We start from the raw sequence: 14,122 nt of genomic DNA, 5'->3' as shown, positions 1-14,122 counted from the left end.
CACTGTCTAGCTCGGCAATCATACGGTCAACTAATAATTTATTGATAGGCTCGTTATTGCTTCCATTTTCTAGGATATTGCTAATAAATGCTGAAACTCCTTGCTTGGCAATATCATAGGCATCGTCGCCAGGGGTCAGTCGTGTCTGAGCCATTATTTCATTTAGTAATGAAGGTGAATACTCACGCTCTTCAACGTTGTATCCTTCTAATTCTGTTTCTGATGACATTGGGTTAATTCCTTTTTTACACTCAAAACATTCTCAGAACAAATAACATAATAATGTTATTTAGATTCACCAGCAGCAATAGACATATTTAGCTCGCTTAATAGCTGGTCTCTTAACGATTCATCAGACAATAACGATTGTAAGCGAGAACGAAAGGCTGGAATATTCCCTAATGGCCCCTTTAATGCCACCAGTGCTTCTCTAAGCTCTAAAAGTTTATTTAGCTCTGGAACCTGACGGGCGACACGGTCGGGGGTAAAATCAATCATTGATTCAAAGTTAAGCCGTACGCGTAGGTCGTCTTTAGCATTGTCTTCTAGGCGATTTGGTACATCCATATCTAGCTGTATATCAGCTTCCTTCATTACCGATGAGAAGTTATACTTATCGATAGAGACCGCAGGCCTCTCCTCAATTAAAGCATCTTCTGTTGTCCCTTTTAAATCGCCAATAACAAGCAGATTTAAAGGTAATTCAACTTCATCATGCTGCTCCCCCGTAGATGGAACATACTTTATATTAATTCGTTCCTTGGGAGCGACACTACCTTCTGATTTCTTATTCATATAATAATCCGATTAGTCAATGAGAAAAATAAAACTAAAAACGGATTGCTTCGCTAGCAATCTATGCAATAAGTTTTATAACATTTTTTATTATCTATTATAATTTCTAAAAATTTATTTATTCATTCAATACAATTAAACTAAGTTACATAAATAATTTCATCAAATGAAAAATGAATTAATATTCAAAATACAAATAAATCCAAAAAATATAAATTCACGCCACCACAAATAATATGAAATCAATCATCTTTGATATTCTGACGGTATACATCCATAATCAATTAAACACATGACTATAAATACAATTTACTCATACTAAAATATTGTAGTGAGACATTAGGAGCCGCAATCCACTACACCTAATTTGGCAGCACCAGTGCTTATGTTTAGGCCGTATGACATATGGTGAGCCTAGCCGTGATAACCATGCTTGGACCTCAAACAAAGAGAGCCCCTTGTTCCTACAACAGTAACCCTATGAATCAGGTAATTATTTTTCGACAAGGCAAATATCGGTTCGGGTTGCAATACTGCGGCAAAAACACCATTACCACATTAGATATTCAGATAAAATATGAAGAAATTACAGAGTTAGAAATGACATATCAGGGCAGGCAGGCAGGCAGGCAGGCAGCTTTGAGTGATTCTTGGAGAGAAATAAACCAATTATTATAAAATGTCTAAGTAGGTTATCGCACAGCTTCTACGCCCTGCAATAACCTCTGAGGATACATTAACCAAATAACGCTATCGGCCAATGATGACCAATCACATAGATAATCACCGCGGAGAGGACACCCGCCACGATATCATCCACCATGATACCCATGCCGCCGTGAACATTACGATCGAACCAGCGAATTGGCCACGGCTTCCAGATATCCAGCACACGAAAGACTAGAAAACCGCCTAGCACCCATTGCCAACTATTGACGGGTAGGGCCATCAGCGTTATCCACATGCCAACAAACTCGTCCCACACAATGCTGCCGTGGTCGTGTGTTTTCATATCCTTCGCCGTGCGATGACAGATATAAACCCCGATGCAAATACTAAACATCACGACCAGCGAGTAAAGCTGCCACGGTAGCTGGATCAACAATAGCCAAAACGGGATTGAGGCTATAGACCCCATAGTCCCGGGCATAATCGGGCTCAAACCGCTGCCGAATCCTGTTGCTAGTAAATGCCACGGGTTGCTCATGCGCAGGCGCGCTTTCGCAGCCTGGCTGTCGTACTTGCTAATCTTTGCCAAAATGGTCAAATCCTTGAAGATCTAATTCCACCTGAGCGTTACCACGCCAGAACCGCATACCATCAGCCGCTGGGGCAATTTGTCCAATGCAGGTAAAATCAGCGCCCAACAAGCCTAGTGCAACATCTAACGCACCACGATGCAGCTCAGGAACGGTAAAACATAGCTCGTAATCTTCGCCGCCGGACAACGCCCACCGTAGTGCCTGTTCCGGTGTTGTATTATTCGTTAAGCTTGCTGACATCGGTAAATCGTCTAGGTAGAGATTAGCACCACAATCGCTAGCTTTCAGAATATGCCCCAAGTCTGAGACAACACCATCAGAAATATCAATCGCCGAGCTGGCAAGATCTCTCAATGCTTGTCCTTGTAACACGCGCGGATGGGGTCGCAGATGGCGATGAATTAGCGCATTACGCTCCTCATCATCTTCTACCGAAAGTCGATTCTGTAAAATAGCTAATCCAGCGGCGCTATCTCCTAACGTACCGGTAACATAAATCCAATCACCGATACGGGCGCCGCTGCGCAGTAATGCGCGTCCAGCAGGCACTAGGCCATTGATGGTGTAGGTGATGCTTAACGGGCCGCGGGTGGTGTCACCGCCAATTAGCTGCATACCGTAATAATCAAGCTGCTCGAATAAACTATCGCTAAAACGTGCAAGCCACGGCTCATTGATTTCAGGGAGCGTCAGTGCCAAAGAAACCCATGCAGGATCTGCCCCCATAGCCGCCAAATCGCTCAGGTTTACAGCTAAAGATTTATAGCCTAAATCGGCAGGATCGATATCAGGTAAGAAATGAATGCCAGATACTAGGGTATCGGTGCTGATTGCAATCAGCTGTTTTTCAGAAACGGAAAGCAGAGCACAATCATCACCAATTCCCTGCTGCACATCCCGACGAGCCGTCCGATGACGGTTAAAGTAGCGGGCAATAACATCAAATTCGCCGCATGCCATAACACATTTCCTGAGTGGTTTAATGATACTACTCTTCTATGTTTACCTAATTTTGCCCAACAAAAAGGCCGGAGAACCGGCCTTTTTGGGTGTACGAAATGGCCCGAGGGCTTCCGTCAGGTAAACCTGAACAGCAATCTTATCTTTTAGATTTACGAATTGTTGGAGCAACTTTATCTAGTACGCCGTTAACAAACTTGTGGCTATCTTCAGCGCCAAAAGTTTTTGCGAGCTCAATACCTTCATTAATTGCAACTTTGTAAGGGACGTCTTCGCGCTTGCTCAGTTCAAACAGAGAAATACGCAGAACCGCTCTCTCAACCTGACCCAATTCTTCCAACTGACGCGATAATACTGGCGCCATCAGGCCATCCAAATATTCTGCGTTAGTAGCGACACCAGACAATAGCTCACGGAAGTAGCTAATATCGACATCTTTGACGTCCTGCTCTGACAAGAACTGATACTCAACATCAGCAATGTCGTTTTTGGATATCTGCCAAGAATAAAGTGCTTGAACAGCACATTCACGGGCGCGGCGGCGAGCAGCAGGTTTCACGGAATTCCCCTTACTAAAAATCAGGCTTTAATTGCTTTAAGAACATTGATCATTTCGAGAGCGGTCAGGGCAGCTTCTGCACCTTTATTGCCCGCTTTAGTCCCAGCACGTTCAATGGCTTGTTCGATACTTTCGGTAGTCAGTACGCCAAATGCGACAGGTACAACGCTGTTCATGGCTACACTTGCCAGACCAGAGCTGCATTCTCCTGCAACAAATTCAAAGTGGGCAGTACCGCCACGGATTACGGTTCCCAAAGCGACAACCGCATCATAGCGGTTAGTGTCGGTCAGCGCGCGAACGGCTAATGGCAGTTCGTAGGCGCCCGGAACCCAAACTACAGTGATATTGTCATCAGAAACCTGGCCAATACGTTTCAGGGCGTCAATCGCACCTTCCAGCAAGCTGTCGTTAATGAAATTGTTAAAACGCGCAATAGCGATAGCAACACGAGCCTGTGGAGCAGCAACAACGCCTTCAATCGTTTTCATACAGTTTCCTTAAAATCTTTATGTTCAATACCCCTATCTCTCTTCAGAGCGAATAGGGGGGCGGATTCTACCACATTCTTTCGTCCCCTGCTCAGGTGCATTTCGCTAACTTGGGGCAGGCGATGAGATGAAACAAAAATAAAGCAGTAAAAACAACGTTCAGAGCATGATTAGTACGCGTTACGTAGTACAACACGTAAATCTGAGCCCACAGGCATCACTTCGCTAAATACAAACTGAGGTGCATCCGCCAGTTCAGTCAAACCAGGTAATACGCACAAACCGCGCGCGCTATCGCCCAGCAGTTTTGGCGCAATATAAACAATCAGCTCATCGACTAAGCCAGCCTGTAGCAAAGCTCCGGCCAAGGATGCACCAGCTTCCACCCAAACCGAATTGATCTGCTGCTTGCCCAGTTGCATCATTAACACAACCAGATCCAGCCCTTGGCCGTACTGTGGAATAGAGAGTTGCTTGACACCTTCTGGCCACACTTGTTCATCAGGATGAATTCTTGCCAACAGCGTCTCGCCCAGCTGTGAGACAATTTTATGCGCTGGTGTGACGCGGTTTTGGCTATCAACAATAACGCGTAGCGGTTGGCGAAGATGCTCTTTCGGGTAGGCCTGCTGAGTCGTTACATCTAATTCATCCCAGCGCACGGTAAGTGAGGGATCATCAGCCAGCACCGTGGCGCTGGAGCTCAATATTGCTGAGCTCTGGGCACGGTATCGCTGCACGTCCTGCCGTGCCGCAGCCGACGTGATCCACTGACTTTCGCCAGATGCCATCGCCGTTTTGCCATCTAAAGATGCCGCCATCTTCAGTTGCACAAAAGGGAAACCAGTCCGCATGCGTTTGAGAAAGCCACGGTTGACGGCTTCGGCTTCATTCATCATCAGACCATGACTAACATCGATACCTGCTTGTTGCAGCTTGAATAGACCGCGTCCTGCGACGTTGGGGTTCGGATCCTGCATTGCCGCAACCACTCGGCTGACGCCAGCAGCGATTAACGCATCGGCACAAGGTGGTGTGCGTCCGTGATGGCTGCATGGTTCAAGGGTGACATAGGCCGTTGCGCCGCGGGCTTTCTCCCCTGCCATACGTAACGCATGAACCTCTGCGTGAGGCTCACCGGCGCGTAGGTGATAACCTTCCCCTACAATCTCATTGTTAAGAACGACAACGCAGCCAACATTGGGATTCGGCGTGGTGGTGAAACGCCCACGGCGTGCTAGCTCAAAGGCTCTCGCCATATAAAATTCGTCGCCACGCTGCTGATCTTGCTGCATAAATATCGTCCAAAAATGAAATAAACGCTAAGCTGGTACTCTCAAATACTGAAATAGCCTAGTCTTGTAGTTTCGCGATTTCTTCGCCAAACTCGCGGATGTCTTCAAAGCTACGATATACGGAAGCAAAGCGGATATAGGCAACTTTATCGAGTTTTTTCAGCGCATCCATGACGAGGTTGCCTACCATTTTAGTAGGAACTTCGCGCTCGCCGGTGGCACGTAACTGAGATTTAATATGGCTGATCGCCATTTCAACGTCATCTGAGTTTACAGGGCGTTTTTCTAATGCTTTTAAGATGCCACTGCGTAACTTATCTTCGTTAAACGGTTCTCGAACGTCATTACTTTTGATGACGCGAGGCATCACCAGTTCAGCAACCTCAAAGGTGGTGAAACGTTCGTTACAAACCAGACACTGGCGGCGGCGGCGCACTTGAGTACCATCACCAACCAAACGGGAATCAATAACTTTGGTATCAACGGCGGAACAAAATGGGCAATGCATAGCTCTTCCTGAAAGGCCTGAGATAACGCTAGTGTACCCCGAAGTGACATAACAACAAAAGGAAGTCAGTTTACCAATTATGCGGTAAATAACACATTTCCATCGAACATTGACCAATGAGTGCTATTTAATGCCTTTTCTGCACTATTTGTTGTCTCATTGTTGTCTCAGCGCTAATCGTTCTCAAGTTTCAAGAAACCTGAATAGACAAACTTATTACGCATTATTTCCAGCAAACTATACTTATTGATATCGGAAACAAAGCAATTAGCATGTGACATTCAGAGCAAAGGCGATTAATCTTTTATCTATGTCCATAATAAATCGAGCGATCTATGTCTATATTCCGCCCTTTATTCGTGCTTGCCCCTTTGGCATTGATGCTAACGGCATGCGCTTCTGATCCTAAAACTGAAGCTCTTCAGTCTGAAGTTCAGGAGCTGACACAAAAAGTCCAGAAACTAAGCACTGAAGCTGAGTATCTGGAGCGTCAGAAAGCGATGAACGAAAATAATGAACAGCGTATTTACCTGATCCCTGCGGCTAATAGTGACGCATTAGGGATCACAAGTCTTGGTCAACTACGCATCTTAATCAGCCATCTTGAGCCTGAAGCAGACGGCAGCAAAGCCGTATTGCAGATCAAAACGGCCAATGGTTCGATTTTGCCTAGCTTCACCGGCTCTCTGGAATGGGGTACGTTAAATCAGGCAACGCTGGAACCTGACCAAAGCAGTATCCTGTCGCAAAATATCAGCTTCACGAGCCCTGCTGCACCAACCAATGTCACCAGCATGGAAGTCCGCTTTAGCGATATCTCGCCGGAGTACCTTGGTTTCATCCGCCTCAGTGGCTTAGAACGTCAGTAGTTTTACGCTGACATGCAAGCATAAAAAAACCCCGCCGAGGCGGGGTTTTTTGTCACTCTAACCAACAGTATTTCACGGTTATTACGGCAGAATTGACGGCTGATCCGCCCCTTCTTTTTCTACCTTCTGCTGCAACATGTGTTCACGCTTCATACCAAGTTTCAACGCCAGCGCGGATGCGACATAGATGGAAGAGGCCGTACCGATAGAAACACCGATCAGCATGGTCAGCGAGAAGCCCTTCAGCATCGGCCCACCGAATAAATACAGCATCAGGATAACCATCAACGTGGTGCCTGAAGTGATCAATGTTCGATGTAACGTTTGTGTCAACGACACGTTGAAGATTTCGTAAGGTGTTCCGCGGCGGATCTTGCGGAAATTCTCACGAATACGGTCGGAAACCACGATACTATCGTTAAGTGAGTAGCCGATAACCGACATCAGCGATGCGACGATGGTTAAATCGATCTCAATATGGAACAACGACAATACGCCCAAGGTGATGATCACGTCATGCAGCAATGCAATAACCACCCCAGCAGCTAAACGCCATTCGAACCGAACACCAACGTAGATCAAAATGGCAAGCAGCGCTACCAACAGCGCCATCGCACCGTGCTGTGCCAGATCTTCACCAACGCTCGGCCCGACAAACTCAATACGCTTTACCGTTGCATTCTGGTTGGTGGCCTCGTTAATCACGCCAAGGACTTTGCTGCCTAACGCTTCACCACTCGCTTCGCTGGTAGTCGGAGGCATACGCACAACAATGTCACGGCTGCTACCAAAATTCTGCAACAGCGGATCAACGAAGCCGGCTTTCTGCAAAGCATCACGCATCATGTCCATATCCGCTGGTTTTTCCAGCGAAACTTCGATGACGGTACCACCGGTAAAATCGAGTCCTAAGTTGAACTTATTCACGCCAATAATTGCGATAGAAAGTATCAACAGAAAACCAGAAATACCGAAAGCCCAGTAGTCCCAGCGCATAAAGTCATAGACTCTACGGCCGTAGTTTAATTGCTCAACACTATATTCCTGTGCCACAACGCACTCCTCAGATAGACAGCTTGTTGATGCGCTTGCCGCCGTACAATAGGTTTACGATGGCACGAGTACCGATGATGGCGGTAAACATTGACGTCGCCACACCAATACCGGTCGTGATCGCAAAGCCTTTAATTGCCCCGGTGCCAACGGCATACAGGATGATGACCTTGATAAGCGTCGTAACGTTAGCATCAAAAATGGAGCTGAATGCGCCTTGATAACCTTCGTTGATCGCCTGCTGTACTGAACGCCCGTTACTAAGTTCTTCCTTAATACGTTCGTTTATCAGTACGTTAGCATCTACTGCTACTGCAAGGGTTAACACAATCCCCGCAATACCCGGCATGGTCAGAGTCGCCCCCGGCAGCAGAGACATAATCCCAACGATTAGCACGAGGTTAGCCAGCAACGCAGAGGTCGCTATCAGACCAAATTTCTTATAGAAGAACAGCATGAACAGGATCGAGATAACCAAACCAGCCAAGCACGCTTCCAGACCTTGGGTAATATTCTCAGCGCCTAGAGTCGGGCCGATAGTGCGTTCTTCAACGATCTGAATTGGCGCAATCAACGCACCCGCGCGCAGCAGCAACGAAAGCTGACGTGCTTCATTCGGGTTATCGATACCGGTGATACGGAAGCTATTCCCCAAACGAGACTGAATAGTCGCAACGTTAATCACTTCTTCTTGCTTAGCCAGAATTGATTTGCCGCCCGCATCTTTCTTACCGCTGTCTTTATACTCAACGAACAGAGTTGCCATCGGTTTACCGATGTTATCCTTCGTAAAGTTAGACATCGCGCTACCACCGGCGCTGTCGAGCGAGATATTAACCTGAGGGCGGTTAAACTCGTCTTGGCTCGAGGTAGAATCGGTAATATGATCGCCGGTCAGGATAACGCGCTTATACATCACGATCGGACGCCCATCACGTGTGTACTTCACTTCGGAATCACCCGGCACACGCCCACTAGCAGCAGCAGTGCTGTCAGCATTCGAGTTTACCAAACGGAATTCCAAGGTCGCGGTTGCACCCAGAATCTCTTTTGCACGTGCAGTATCTTGAATACCCGGCAGCTCAACCACGATGCGATCTGCACCTTGACGCTGAACGAGCGGTTCGGCAACACCCAACTGGTTGACGCGGTTACGCAAGATATTGATGTTCTGCTGAACAGCATATTCGCGAGCTTCTTGCAGACGCTGATCGGTCATTACTGCTTTCAGACCATTATCGCCAACCTTGCTAAAGACTAGATTATTAAGGTAACGAGGCGAAAGATAGCTGCTCGCTTTATCACGAGTCGCTGCATCACGGAATGTAATCAGGACGCCATTGGAGGAACCGTCAGTTTTACGGATTGTTGAATATGGAATGCCCTTTTCACGCAAATCACTGCGCAGCATATCCATACTTTGCTCTTGCAGTTTGCTCAGAGCCGTTTCCATATCAACCTGCATCAGGAAGTGCACACCACCGCGCAGATCCAGACCTAACTTCATCGGTTCCGCGCCAATGGCTTCAAGCCACATCGGCGTTGCCGGAGCAAGGTTCAATGCAATAACGTATTTGTCGCCCAGCATATCCATCAGCACTTCACGTGCACGGAGCTGAACGTCAGTATCTTTGAAGCGTGCCAAAATGGCACCATTTTCCAGCGCAATAGACTTGCTGGCGATGTGCTGTTTTTCAAGCTCATCACGGACTTGGACCAGTGTTGTTTCACTGGCGGCGACACCGCGCGCGCCAGTGATCTGAACAGCCGGATCCTCGCCATAAAGGTTAGGAAGTGCGTAAAGCAGACCAACGGCAAGCGCCACGATCAGCATGATGTACTTCCACAAAGGATAACGGTTTAACACGGCAGTTCCCTTAGGGAAAATCAAAAAATTACAGCGCTTTCATCGTACCTTTCGGCAGAACAGCGGTCACGAAATCACGTTTGATGATAACTTCGGTGGTATCGTTCAGAGCAATGGCAATGTAACCCGTCTCAGCAACTTTCGTTACGCGACCGATCAAACCGCCGTTGGTCAGAACTTCATCACCCTTGCTGATGGCATCCATCAGTTTTTTATGTTCTTTCGCACGTTTCTGCTGTGGACGCAGGATCATGAAATAGAAAATCAGGCCGAACACTACCAGCATGATAACCAAAGAGTACGGGCTGCCCTGAGCCGGTGCCCCAGCAGATGCCACAGCGTCGGAAATGAATAAACTCATCTAAATATCCCTCATTATTAACTACAGATTGAATGCAACTACAAACAGCCAGAAACAAGCCATTCTAAAAGCCGGCAGGTATCGCTCCTGCCGGCCTAAATTTATTTGGCGCCCACTGGCGGAACAGGTTTACCCTGTCGACCATAAAAATCGGCCACGAACTCGTCTAATTTACCGTCTTCAATGGCCTGACGTAAACCAGCCATCAAACGCTGATAATAGCGCAAGTTGTGGATCGTGTTTAAGCGAGCACCAAGAATTTCATTACAACGGTCAAGGTGATGCAAATAAGCACGGCTATAGTTGCGGCAGGTATAGCAATCACACTCTGCATCCAGCGTTGTGACGTCATCTTTATATTGGGCGTTACGGATTTTTACAATACCGTTGGTCACAAACAAATGACCATTACGCGCATTTCGAGTTGGCATCACGCAATCGAACATGTCGATTCCACGGCGTACACCTTCCACCAAATCTTCCGGTTTACCTACGCCCATCAGGTAGCGAGGCTTATCCTCAGGAATTTGCGGACAAACATGTTCCAGAATACGGTGCATGTCTTCCTTTGGCTCGCCCACGGCCAAGCCGCCCACAGCGTAACCATCAAAGCCGATATCTACCAGCCCTTTTAGTGATACATCTCGTAAATCTTCGTAAACACCGCCCTGAATAATCCCGAACAGAGAGTTTTTATTGCCCAGTTCATCAAAGCGCTGACGGCTGCGTTTTGCCCAGCGCAGAGACATCTCCATAGAGCTCTTGGCGTAATCCCAATCAGCAGGGTACGGCGTACACTCATCAAAGATCATGACGATATCAGAACCCAGATCGTACTGAATTTCCATCGATTTTTCAGGACTTAAGAAAATCGGTGAGCCGTTGATCGGGTGGCGGAAATGGACACCTTCCTCTTTGATCTTACGCATTTTGCCTAGGCTAAAGACCTGAAAACCACCGGAATCGGTCAGAATAGGACCTTTCCACTGCATGAAGTCATGCAAATCGCCGTGTAGTTTCATAATTTCCTGTCCTGGACGTAGCCAAAGGTGGAAAGTATTACCCAGCAAGATTTGTGCGCCGGTTTCTTTCACCTCTTCTGGCGTCATTCCTTTAACGGTACCGTAGGTCCCAACAGGCATAAACGCAGGTGTTTCAACCACGCCACGATCGAAAATCAAACGACCGCGACGAGCACGGCCATCTGTAGTATCTAATTCGTACTTCACTCAAAACCTCCAGCATCAGAAAAACAGTCTGATGTTGCATTCCTAATGGAAAGAAGCCCTATTCAACATACCCGTCAGAGCGGGAAGCTAAACATTTTATGGGCAAAAATTGGCCCGTATGCTGCGTCTTATCAACAGCTCTACGGGCCACGAAATCACTCAGCAGAGATTTTTTCTTGCTCTGCTAGCTCGCTACGGGTAATAAACATGGCATCCCCATAGCTAAAGAAACGATATTCCTTCGCCACCGCTTCGTGGTACGCATGCATAGTATTTTGATAACCCGCAAAAGCAGACACCAACATGATCAGCGTGGATTCAGGCAAATGGAAGTTGGTTATCAGAGCATCAATCACCTGATAGTGATAGCCCGGATAGATAAAGATTTGCGTGTCATCAAAAAATGGCGTGATGAGTGCATCTTTTGCCGCCGCTGCCGCGCTTTCGATCGATCGAACGGACGTTGTTCCTACCGCAATAACGCGATTGCCACGCGCCTTACATGCCAGCACAGCATCAACCACATCCTGTGGCACTTCGGCATATTCGGAATGCATGGTGTGATTTTCGATGGTATCAACACGCACTGGCTGGAACGTCCCCGCGCCAACATGCAGTGTCACAAAGGCCATCTCAACGCCTTTGGCGCGTAGTTTTTCTAGCAACGGCTCATCAAAGTGCAGACCCGCAGTCGGTGCAGCTACGGCACCAGGACGGGAACTATAGACAGTTTGATACAGTTCACGGTCGGCATCTTCGTCAGGACGGTCGATATAAGGTGGTAATGGCATATGACCCGCTGCATTTAGGATCGTCAGCACATCACGACCGTCGTCAAAGCGCAGTTCAAATAACGTGTCATGACGTGCAACCATGGTGGCACGAATATCTTCGTTATCCCCCAGCAGCAGCTCAGCCCCAGGTTTAGGCGACTTCGAAGCGCGCACATGTGCCAATACTCGGGTATCGTCCAGCACACGCTCAACCAACACTTCTAGTTTACCGCCACTGGCTTTGCGGCCAAACAGACGAGCAGGAATAACGCGGGTATTATTGAAAATCAGCAGGTCGCCTGCTTCAATTTTATCCAGAACATCAGTGAAAACGCCGTGCTCTAATTTTCCCGTTGGCCCGTCTAGCGATAACAAACGGCACGCGCTACGCTCTGCTTGTGGATAGCGAGCAATAAGGTTATCGGGAAGTTCAAACGAAAAATCAGAAACACGCATGGTTAGTATTCACTCTATATATAGCAGACGTAGGAGCACGCAAAAAACAGGCCGCTTAGTCTAGAGCCGCAAGCGTTCGGCTGCAACTGTTAAGCGGTTAAGGATGTTATTAGTCTTTATTAATAGGAATCCTTACCCACATAAAAAACATGGATTAAACATCTTCATTCTCATTTATAATGGTTAGATGAATTTTCTCGCACACCTTCATCTTGCCTCACTGGCCAACAGCTCGCTGTATGGCAATATTTTGGCCGATTTTGTCCGCGGTAACCCACAGGGAAATTACTCAGAAAAGGTTATCGACGGCATATTCATGCATCGCAGAGTTGATGTGATGATCGACCGCCTCCCGCAAGTTTTAGAGGCGAAACGCTTTTTCCGCGAAGAATTTCGCCGCGTTGCGCCCATCACGCTTGATGTCGTATGGGATCATTTTCTCGCCCTGCACTGGCAAGAATTGGAGCCAGACATCTCTCTCCATTCTTTCGTTAACCGTGCTCAAATTGAAATTGTGCCGATGCTGCCAAATTCTCCAGAGCGCTTTCAGAACCTCAATGCCTATATGTGGCAAGAGCGCTGGCTAGAACGCTACGCTGAACTGCCATTTATTGCCAAAGTGTTACAAGGTATGGCAAATCGCAGGCCGAAACTCGGTGCGCTGGCGGGATCTTTTAACGATATCGAAAATAACTACACCCTTCTTGAGCAAACATTTTGGCAGTTTTATCCACAAATGATCGCCCGAGCAAAGGCAAAGACCCTATAAACACTGACGCTGTTAACAGTTAGTGCGTTTCCCTATTGCCCTTTTTTACAAAAGCGCTATGTTATATACCAATCTTTACTTTTACCCTTTTGCATTATTGATAGGTAAAAGCTATCTTATCAATCGGCGCTTTACGCTTTATTCACCAACGTTTAATACGTATAGTGACTCCCGACCTAAGAATTTAATCATCCATCCAACATACAATTAACAGGAGTTAATATGGTCCTGGTTACTCGTCAAGCCCCTGACTTTACTGCCGCTGCCGTACTGGGCAACGGTGAAATCGTTGAAAACTTCAACTTCAAAGAATTTACTAAAGGCAAGCCAGCGGTTGTCTTCTTCTGGCCAATGGACTTCACTTTCGTATGTCCTTCTGAGCTGATTGCTTTTGATCATCGTTACAAAGAATTCAAATCCCGTGGCGTTGAAGTTGTTGGCGTTTCAATGGACTCTGAATTCGTTCATAACGCATGGCGTAAAACCCCTGTCGACAATGGCGGCATCGGTGAAGTTCAGTATCCACTGGTTGCTGACATCAAACACGAAATCATGCAGGCATACGGCATCGAACACCCAGAAGCTGGCGTTGCGCTGCGCGGTTCATTCCTGATCGACAAAGAAGGTGTGGTTCGCCACCAGGTTGTTAACGACCTGCCTCTGGGCCGTAACATCGATGAAATGCTGCGTATGGTTGATGCGCTGCAGTTCCACGAAGAGCACGGTGATGTTTGCCCAGCTCAGTGGGAAAAAGGCCAAGAAGGTATGGGCGCGTCTCCAGACGGCGTCGCTAAATACCTGTCTGAAAACGCTGCTAAACTGTAATTCAGTTAGCAATGTGAGAAAAGCGGCCAATTGGCCGCTTTTTTATTAGC

General features: G+C 47.2%; 16 protein-coding genes and 1 pseudogene. 4 read left to right on the top strand and 13 right to left on the bottom strand.

The annotated features are described in order from the left end of the window. Together BN1044_RS08715 and tssB are read right to left on the bottom strand one after the other, a co-directional pair. Positions 1 to 229 (bottom strand): annotated as a pseudogene (locus BN1044_RS08715) (hypothetical protein); the annotation flags it as partial. A 56-nt stretch (positions 230 to 285) separates the two neighbouring features. Beyond that, complete coding sequence (gene tssB, locus BN1044_RS08710; protein WP_072308358.1) at positions 286 to 795, bottom strand: type VI secretion system contractile sheath small subunit; 510 nt, start codon at positions 793 to 795, stop codon at positions 286 to 288. Positions 796 to 1,275: 480 nt separating this feature from the next. On the opposite strand from tssB, the gene BN1044_RS08705 reads away from it, so the two are divergent. After that, on the top strand, positions 1,276 to 1,473 hold the full coding sequence (locus tag BN1044_RS08705; protein ID WP_072308357.1) for a hypothetical protein: 198 nt from the start codon (positions 1,276 to 1,278) through the stop codon (positions 1,471 to 1,473). 58 nt (positions 1,474 to 1,531) lie between these two features. Here BN1044_RS08705 and pgpA read toward each other — a convergent pair whose 3' ends face one another. The 6 genes from pgpA to nrdR form a co-directional block, all read right to left on the bottom strand. Next, positions 1,532 to 2,062 carry a phosphatidylglycerophosphatase A gene (pgpA, locus tag BN1044_RS08700; RefSeq protein ID WP_432612983.1) on the bottom strand — a complete coding sequence of 177 codons (531 nt, stop codon included), beginning with the start codon at positions 2,060 to 2,062 and terminating at the stop codon, positions 1,532 to 1,534. Then, positions 2,040 to 3,017, bottom strand: a complete 978-nt coding sequence (thiL, locus tag BN1044_RS08695; protein WP_072308355.1) for a thiamine-phosphate kinase — start codon at positions 3,015 to 3,017, stop codon at positions 2,040 to 2,042. Before thiL ends, pgpA begins: the two co-directional genes overlap by 23 nt. Positions 3,018 to 3,156: 139 nt before the next feature. After that, positions 3,157 to 3,576 (bottom strand): transcription antitermination factor NusB, encoded by a 420-nt coding sequence (gene nusB / locus BN1044_RS08690; RefSeq protein ID WP_004096748.1) that lies wholly within the window; start codon positions 3,574 to 3,576, stop codon positions 3,157 to 3,159. Positions 3,577 to 3,596: 20 nt separating this feature from the next. Continuing rightward, positions 3,597 to 4,067, bottom strand: a complete 471-nt coding sequence (gene ribH / locus BN1044_RS08685) for a 6,7-dimethyl-8-ribityllumazine synthase (protein ID WP_025800027.1) — start codon at positions 4,065 to 4,067, stop codon at positions 3,597 to 3,599. A 170-nt stretch (positions 4,068 to 4,237) separates the two neighbouring features. After that, the gene (gene ribD, locus BN1044_RS08680) at positions 4,238 to 5,362 is read right to left on the bottom strand and encodes a bifunctional diaminohydroxyphosphoribosylaminopyrimidine deaminase/5-amino-6-(5-phosphoribosylamino)uracil reductase RibD (RefSeq protein ID WP_072308354.1); all 1,125 of its coding nucleotides are present in this window, start codon (positions 5,360 to 5,362) and stop codon (positions 4,238 to 4,240) included. 58 nt (positions 5,363 to 5,420) lie between these two features. After that, on the bottom strand, positions 5,421 to 5,870 hold the full coding sequence (gene nrdR, locus BN1044_RS08675; RefSeq protein WP_004096754.1) for a transcriptional regulator NrdR: 450 nt from the start codon (positions 5,868 to 5,870) through the stop codon (positions 5,421 to 5,423). 335 nt (positions 5,871 to 6,205) lie between these two features. On the opposite strand from nrdR, the gene BN1044_RS08670 reads away from it, so the two are divergent. After that, entirely contained in the window at positions 6,206 to 6,739 is a 534-nt protein-coding gene (locus BN1044_RS08670; RefSeq protein ID WP_072308353.1) for a DUF3251 domain-containing protein, read from the top strand. Between the two features lie 81 nt (positions 6,740 to 6,820). On the opposite strand, the gene secF is transcribed toward BN1044_RS08670, so the two are convergent. The 5 genes from secF to queA form a co-directional block, all read right to left on the bottom strand. After that, positions 6,821 to 7,792: a protein translocase subunit SecF gene (gene secF, locus BN1044_RS08665; protein ID WP_072308352.1), complete on the bottom strand. Its 972-nt coding sequence runs from the start codon at positions 7,790 to 7,792 to the stop codon at positions 6,821 to 6,823. A 10-nt stretch (positions 7,793 to 7,802) separates the two neighbouring features. Further along, positions 7,803 to 9,659: a protein translocase subunit SecD gene (gene secD, locus BN1044_RS08660; protein ID WP_072308351.1), complete on the bottom strand. Its 1,857-nt coding sequence runs from the start codon at positions 9,657 to 9,659 to the stop codon at positions 7,803 to 7,805. 28 nt (positions 9,660 to 9,687) lie between these two features. Continuing rightward, complete coding sequence (gene yajC / locus BN1044_RS08655) at positions 9,688 to 10,020, bottom strand: preprotein translocase subunit YajC (protein WP_004096758.1); 333 nt, start codon at positions 10,018 to 10,020, stop codon at positions 9,688 to 9,690. Between the two features lie 101 nt (positions 10,021 to 10,121). Then, a complete protein-coding gene (gene tgt, locus BN1044_RS08650; RefSeq protein ID WP_025800036.1) occupies positions 10,122 to 11,249 on the bottom strand; it encodes a tRNA guanosine(34) transglycosylase Tgt in 1,128 nt (375 codons plus the stop codon). A gap of 155 nt (positions 11,250 to 11,404) precedes the next feature. Continuing rightward, positions 11,405 to 12,478: a tRNA preQ1(34) S-adenosylmethionine ribosyltransferase-isomerase QueA gene (gene queA / locus BN1044_RS08645; RefSeq protein ID WP_072308350.1), complete on the bottom strand. Its 1,074-nt coding sequence runs from the start codon at positions 12,476 to 12,478 to the stop codon at positions 11,405 to 11,407. 187 nt (positions 12,479 to 12,665) lie between these two features. Between queA and BN1044_RS08640 the strand changes: the two genes are divergently transcribed. Both BN1044_RS08640 and BN1044_RS08635 read left to right on the top strand, forming a co-directional pair. Further along, positions 12,666 to 13,247: an ACP phosphodiesterase gene (locus tag BN1044_RS08640; RefSeq protein WP_072308349.1), complete on the top strand. Its 582-nt coding sequence runs from the start codon at positions 12,666 to 12,668 to the stop codon at positions 13,245 to 13,247. 222 nt (positions 13,248 to 13,469) lie between these two features. Then, positions 13,470 to 14,072 (top strand): peroxiredoxin C, encoded by a 603-nt coding sequence (locus BN1044_RS08635; protein WP_004847724.1) that lies wholly within the window; start codon positions 13,470 to 13,472, stop codon positions 14,070 to 14,072. The last annotated feature ends 50 nt before the right edge of the window (positions 14,073 to 14,122 follow it).

The sequence above is a fragment of the Hafnia alvei genome, assembly GCF_900095695.1.
Taxonomy (GTDB): Bacteria; Pseudomonadota; Gammaproteobacteria; order Enterobacterales; family Enterobacteriaceae; genus Hafnia; species Hafnia alvei_B.
The sequence above is the reverse complement of the archived record's forward strand: the minus strand, read 5'-3'. Positions and strand labels throughout refer to the sequence as shown.

Excerpts from the sequence above, each read along its gene's own strand:
- nrdR (WP_004096754.1), bottom strand. The coding sequence starts at position 5,870 with ATGCATTGCCCATTTTGTTCCGCCGTTGATACCAAAGTTATTGATTCC.
- ribD (WP_072308354.1), bottom strand. The coding sequence starts at position 5,362 with ATGCAGCAAGATCAGCAGCGTGGCGACGAATTTTATATGGCGAGAGCC.
- BN1044_RS08705 (WP_072308357.1), top strand. The coding sequence starts at position 1,276 with ATGAATCAGGTAATTATTTTTCGACAAGGCAAATATCGGTTCGGGTTG.
- ribH (WP_025800027.1), bottom strand. The coding sequence starts at position 4,067 with ATGAAAACGATTGAAGGCGTTGTTGCTGCTCCACAGGCTCGTGTTGCT.
- yajC (WP_004096758.1), bottom strand. The coding sequence starts at position 10,020 with ATGAGTTTATTCATTTCCGACGCTGTGGCATCTGCTGGGGCACCGGCT.
- BN1044_RS08640 (WP_072308349.1), top strand. The coding sequence starts at position 12,666 with ATGAATTTTCTCGCACACCTTCATCTTGCCTCACTGGCCAACAGCTCG.
- tssB (WP_072308358.1), bottom strand. The coding sequence starts at position 795 with ATGAATAAGAAATCAGAAGGTAGTGTCGCTCCCAAGGAACGAATTAAT.
- BN1044_RS08635 (WP_004847724.1), top strand. The coding sequence starts at position 13,470 with ATGGTCCTGGTTACTCGTCAAGCCCCTGACTTTACTGCCGCTGCCGTA.
- queA (WP_072308350.1), bottom strand. The coding sequence starts at position 12,478 with ATGCGTGTTTCTGATTTTTCGTTTGAACTTCCCGATAACCTTATTGCT.
- thiL (WP_072308355.1), bottom strand. The coding sequence starts at position 3,017 with ATGGCATGCGGCGAATTTGATGTTATTGCCCGCTACTTTAACCGTCAT.
- BN1044_RS08670 (WP_072308353.1), top strand. The coding sequence starts at position 6,206 with ATGTCTATATTCCGCCCTTTATTCGTGCTTGCCCCTTTGGCATTGATG.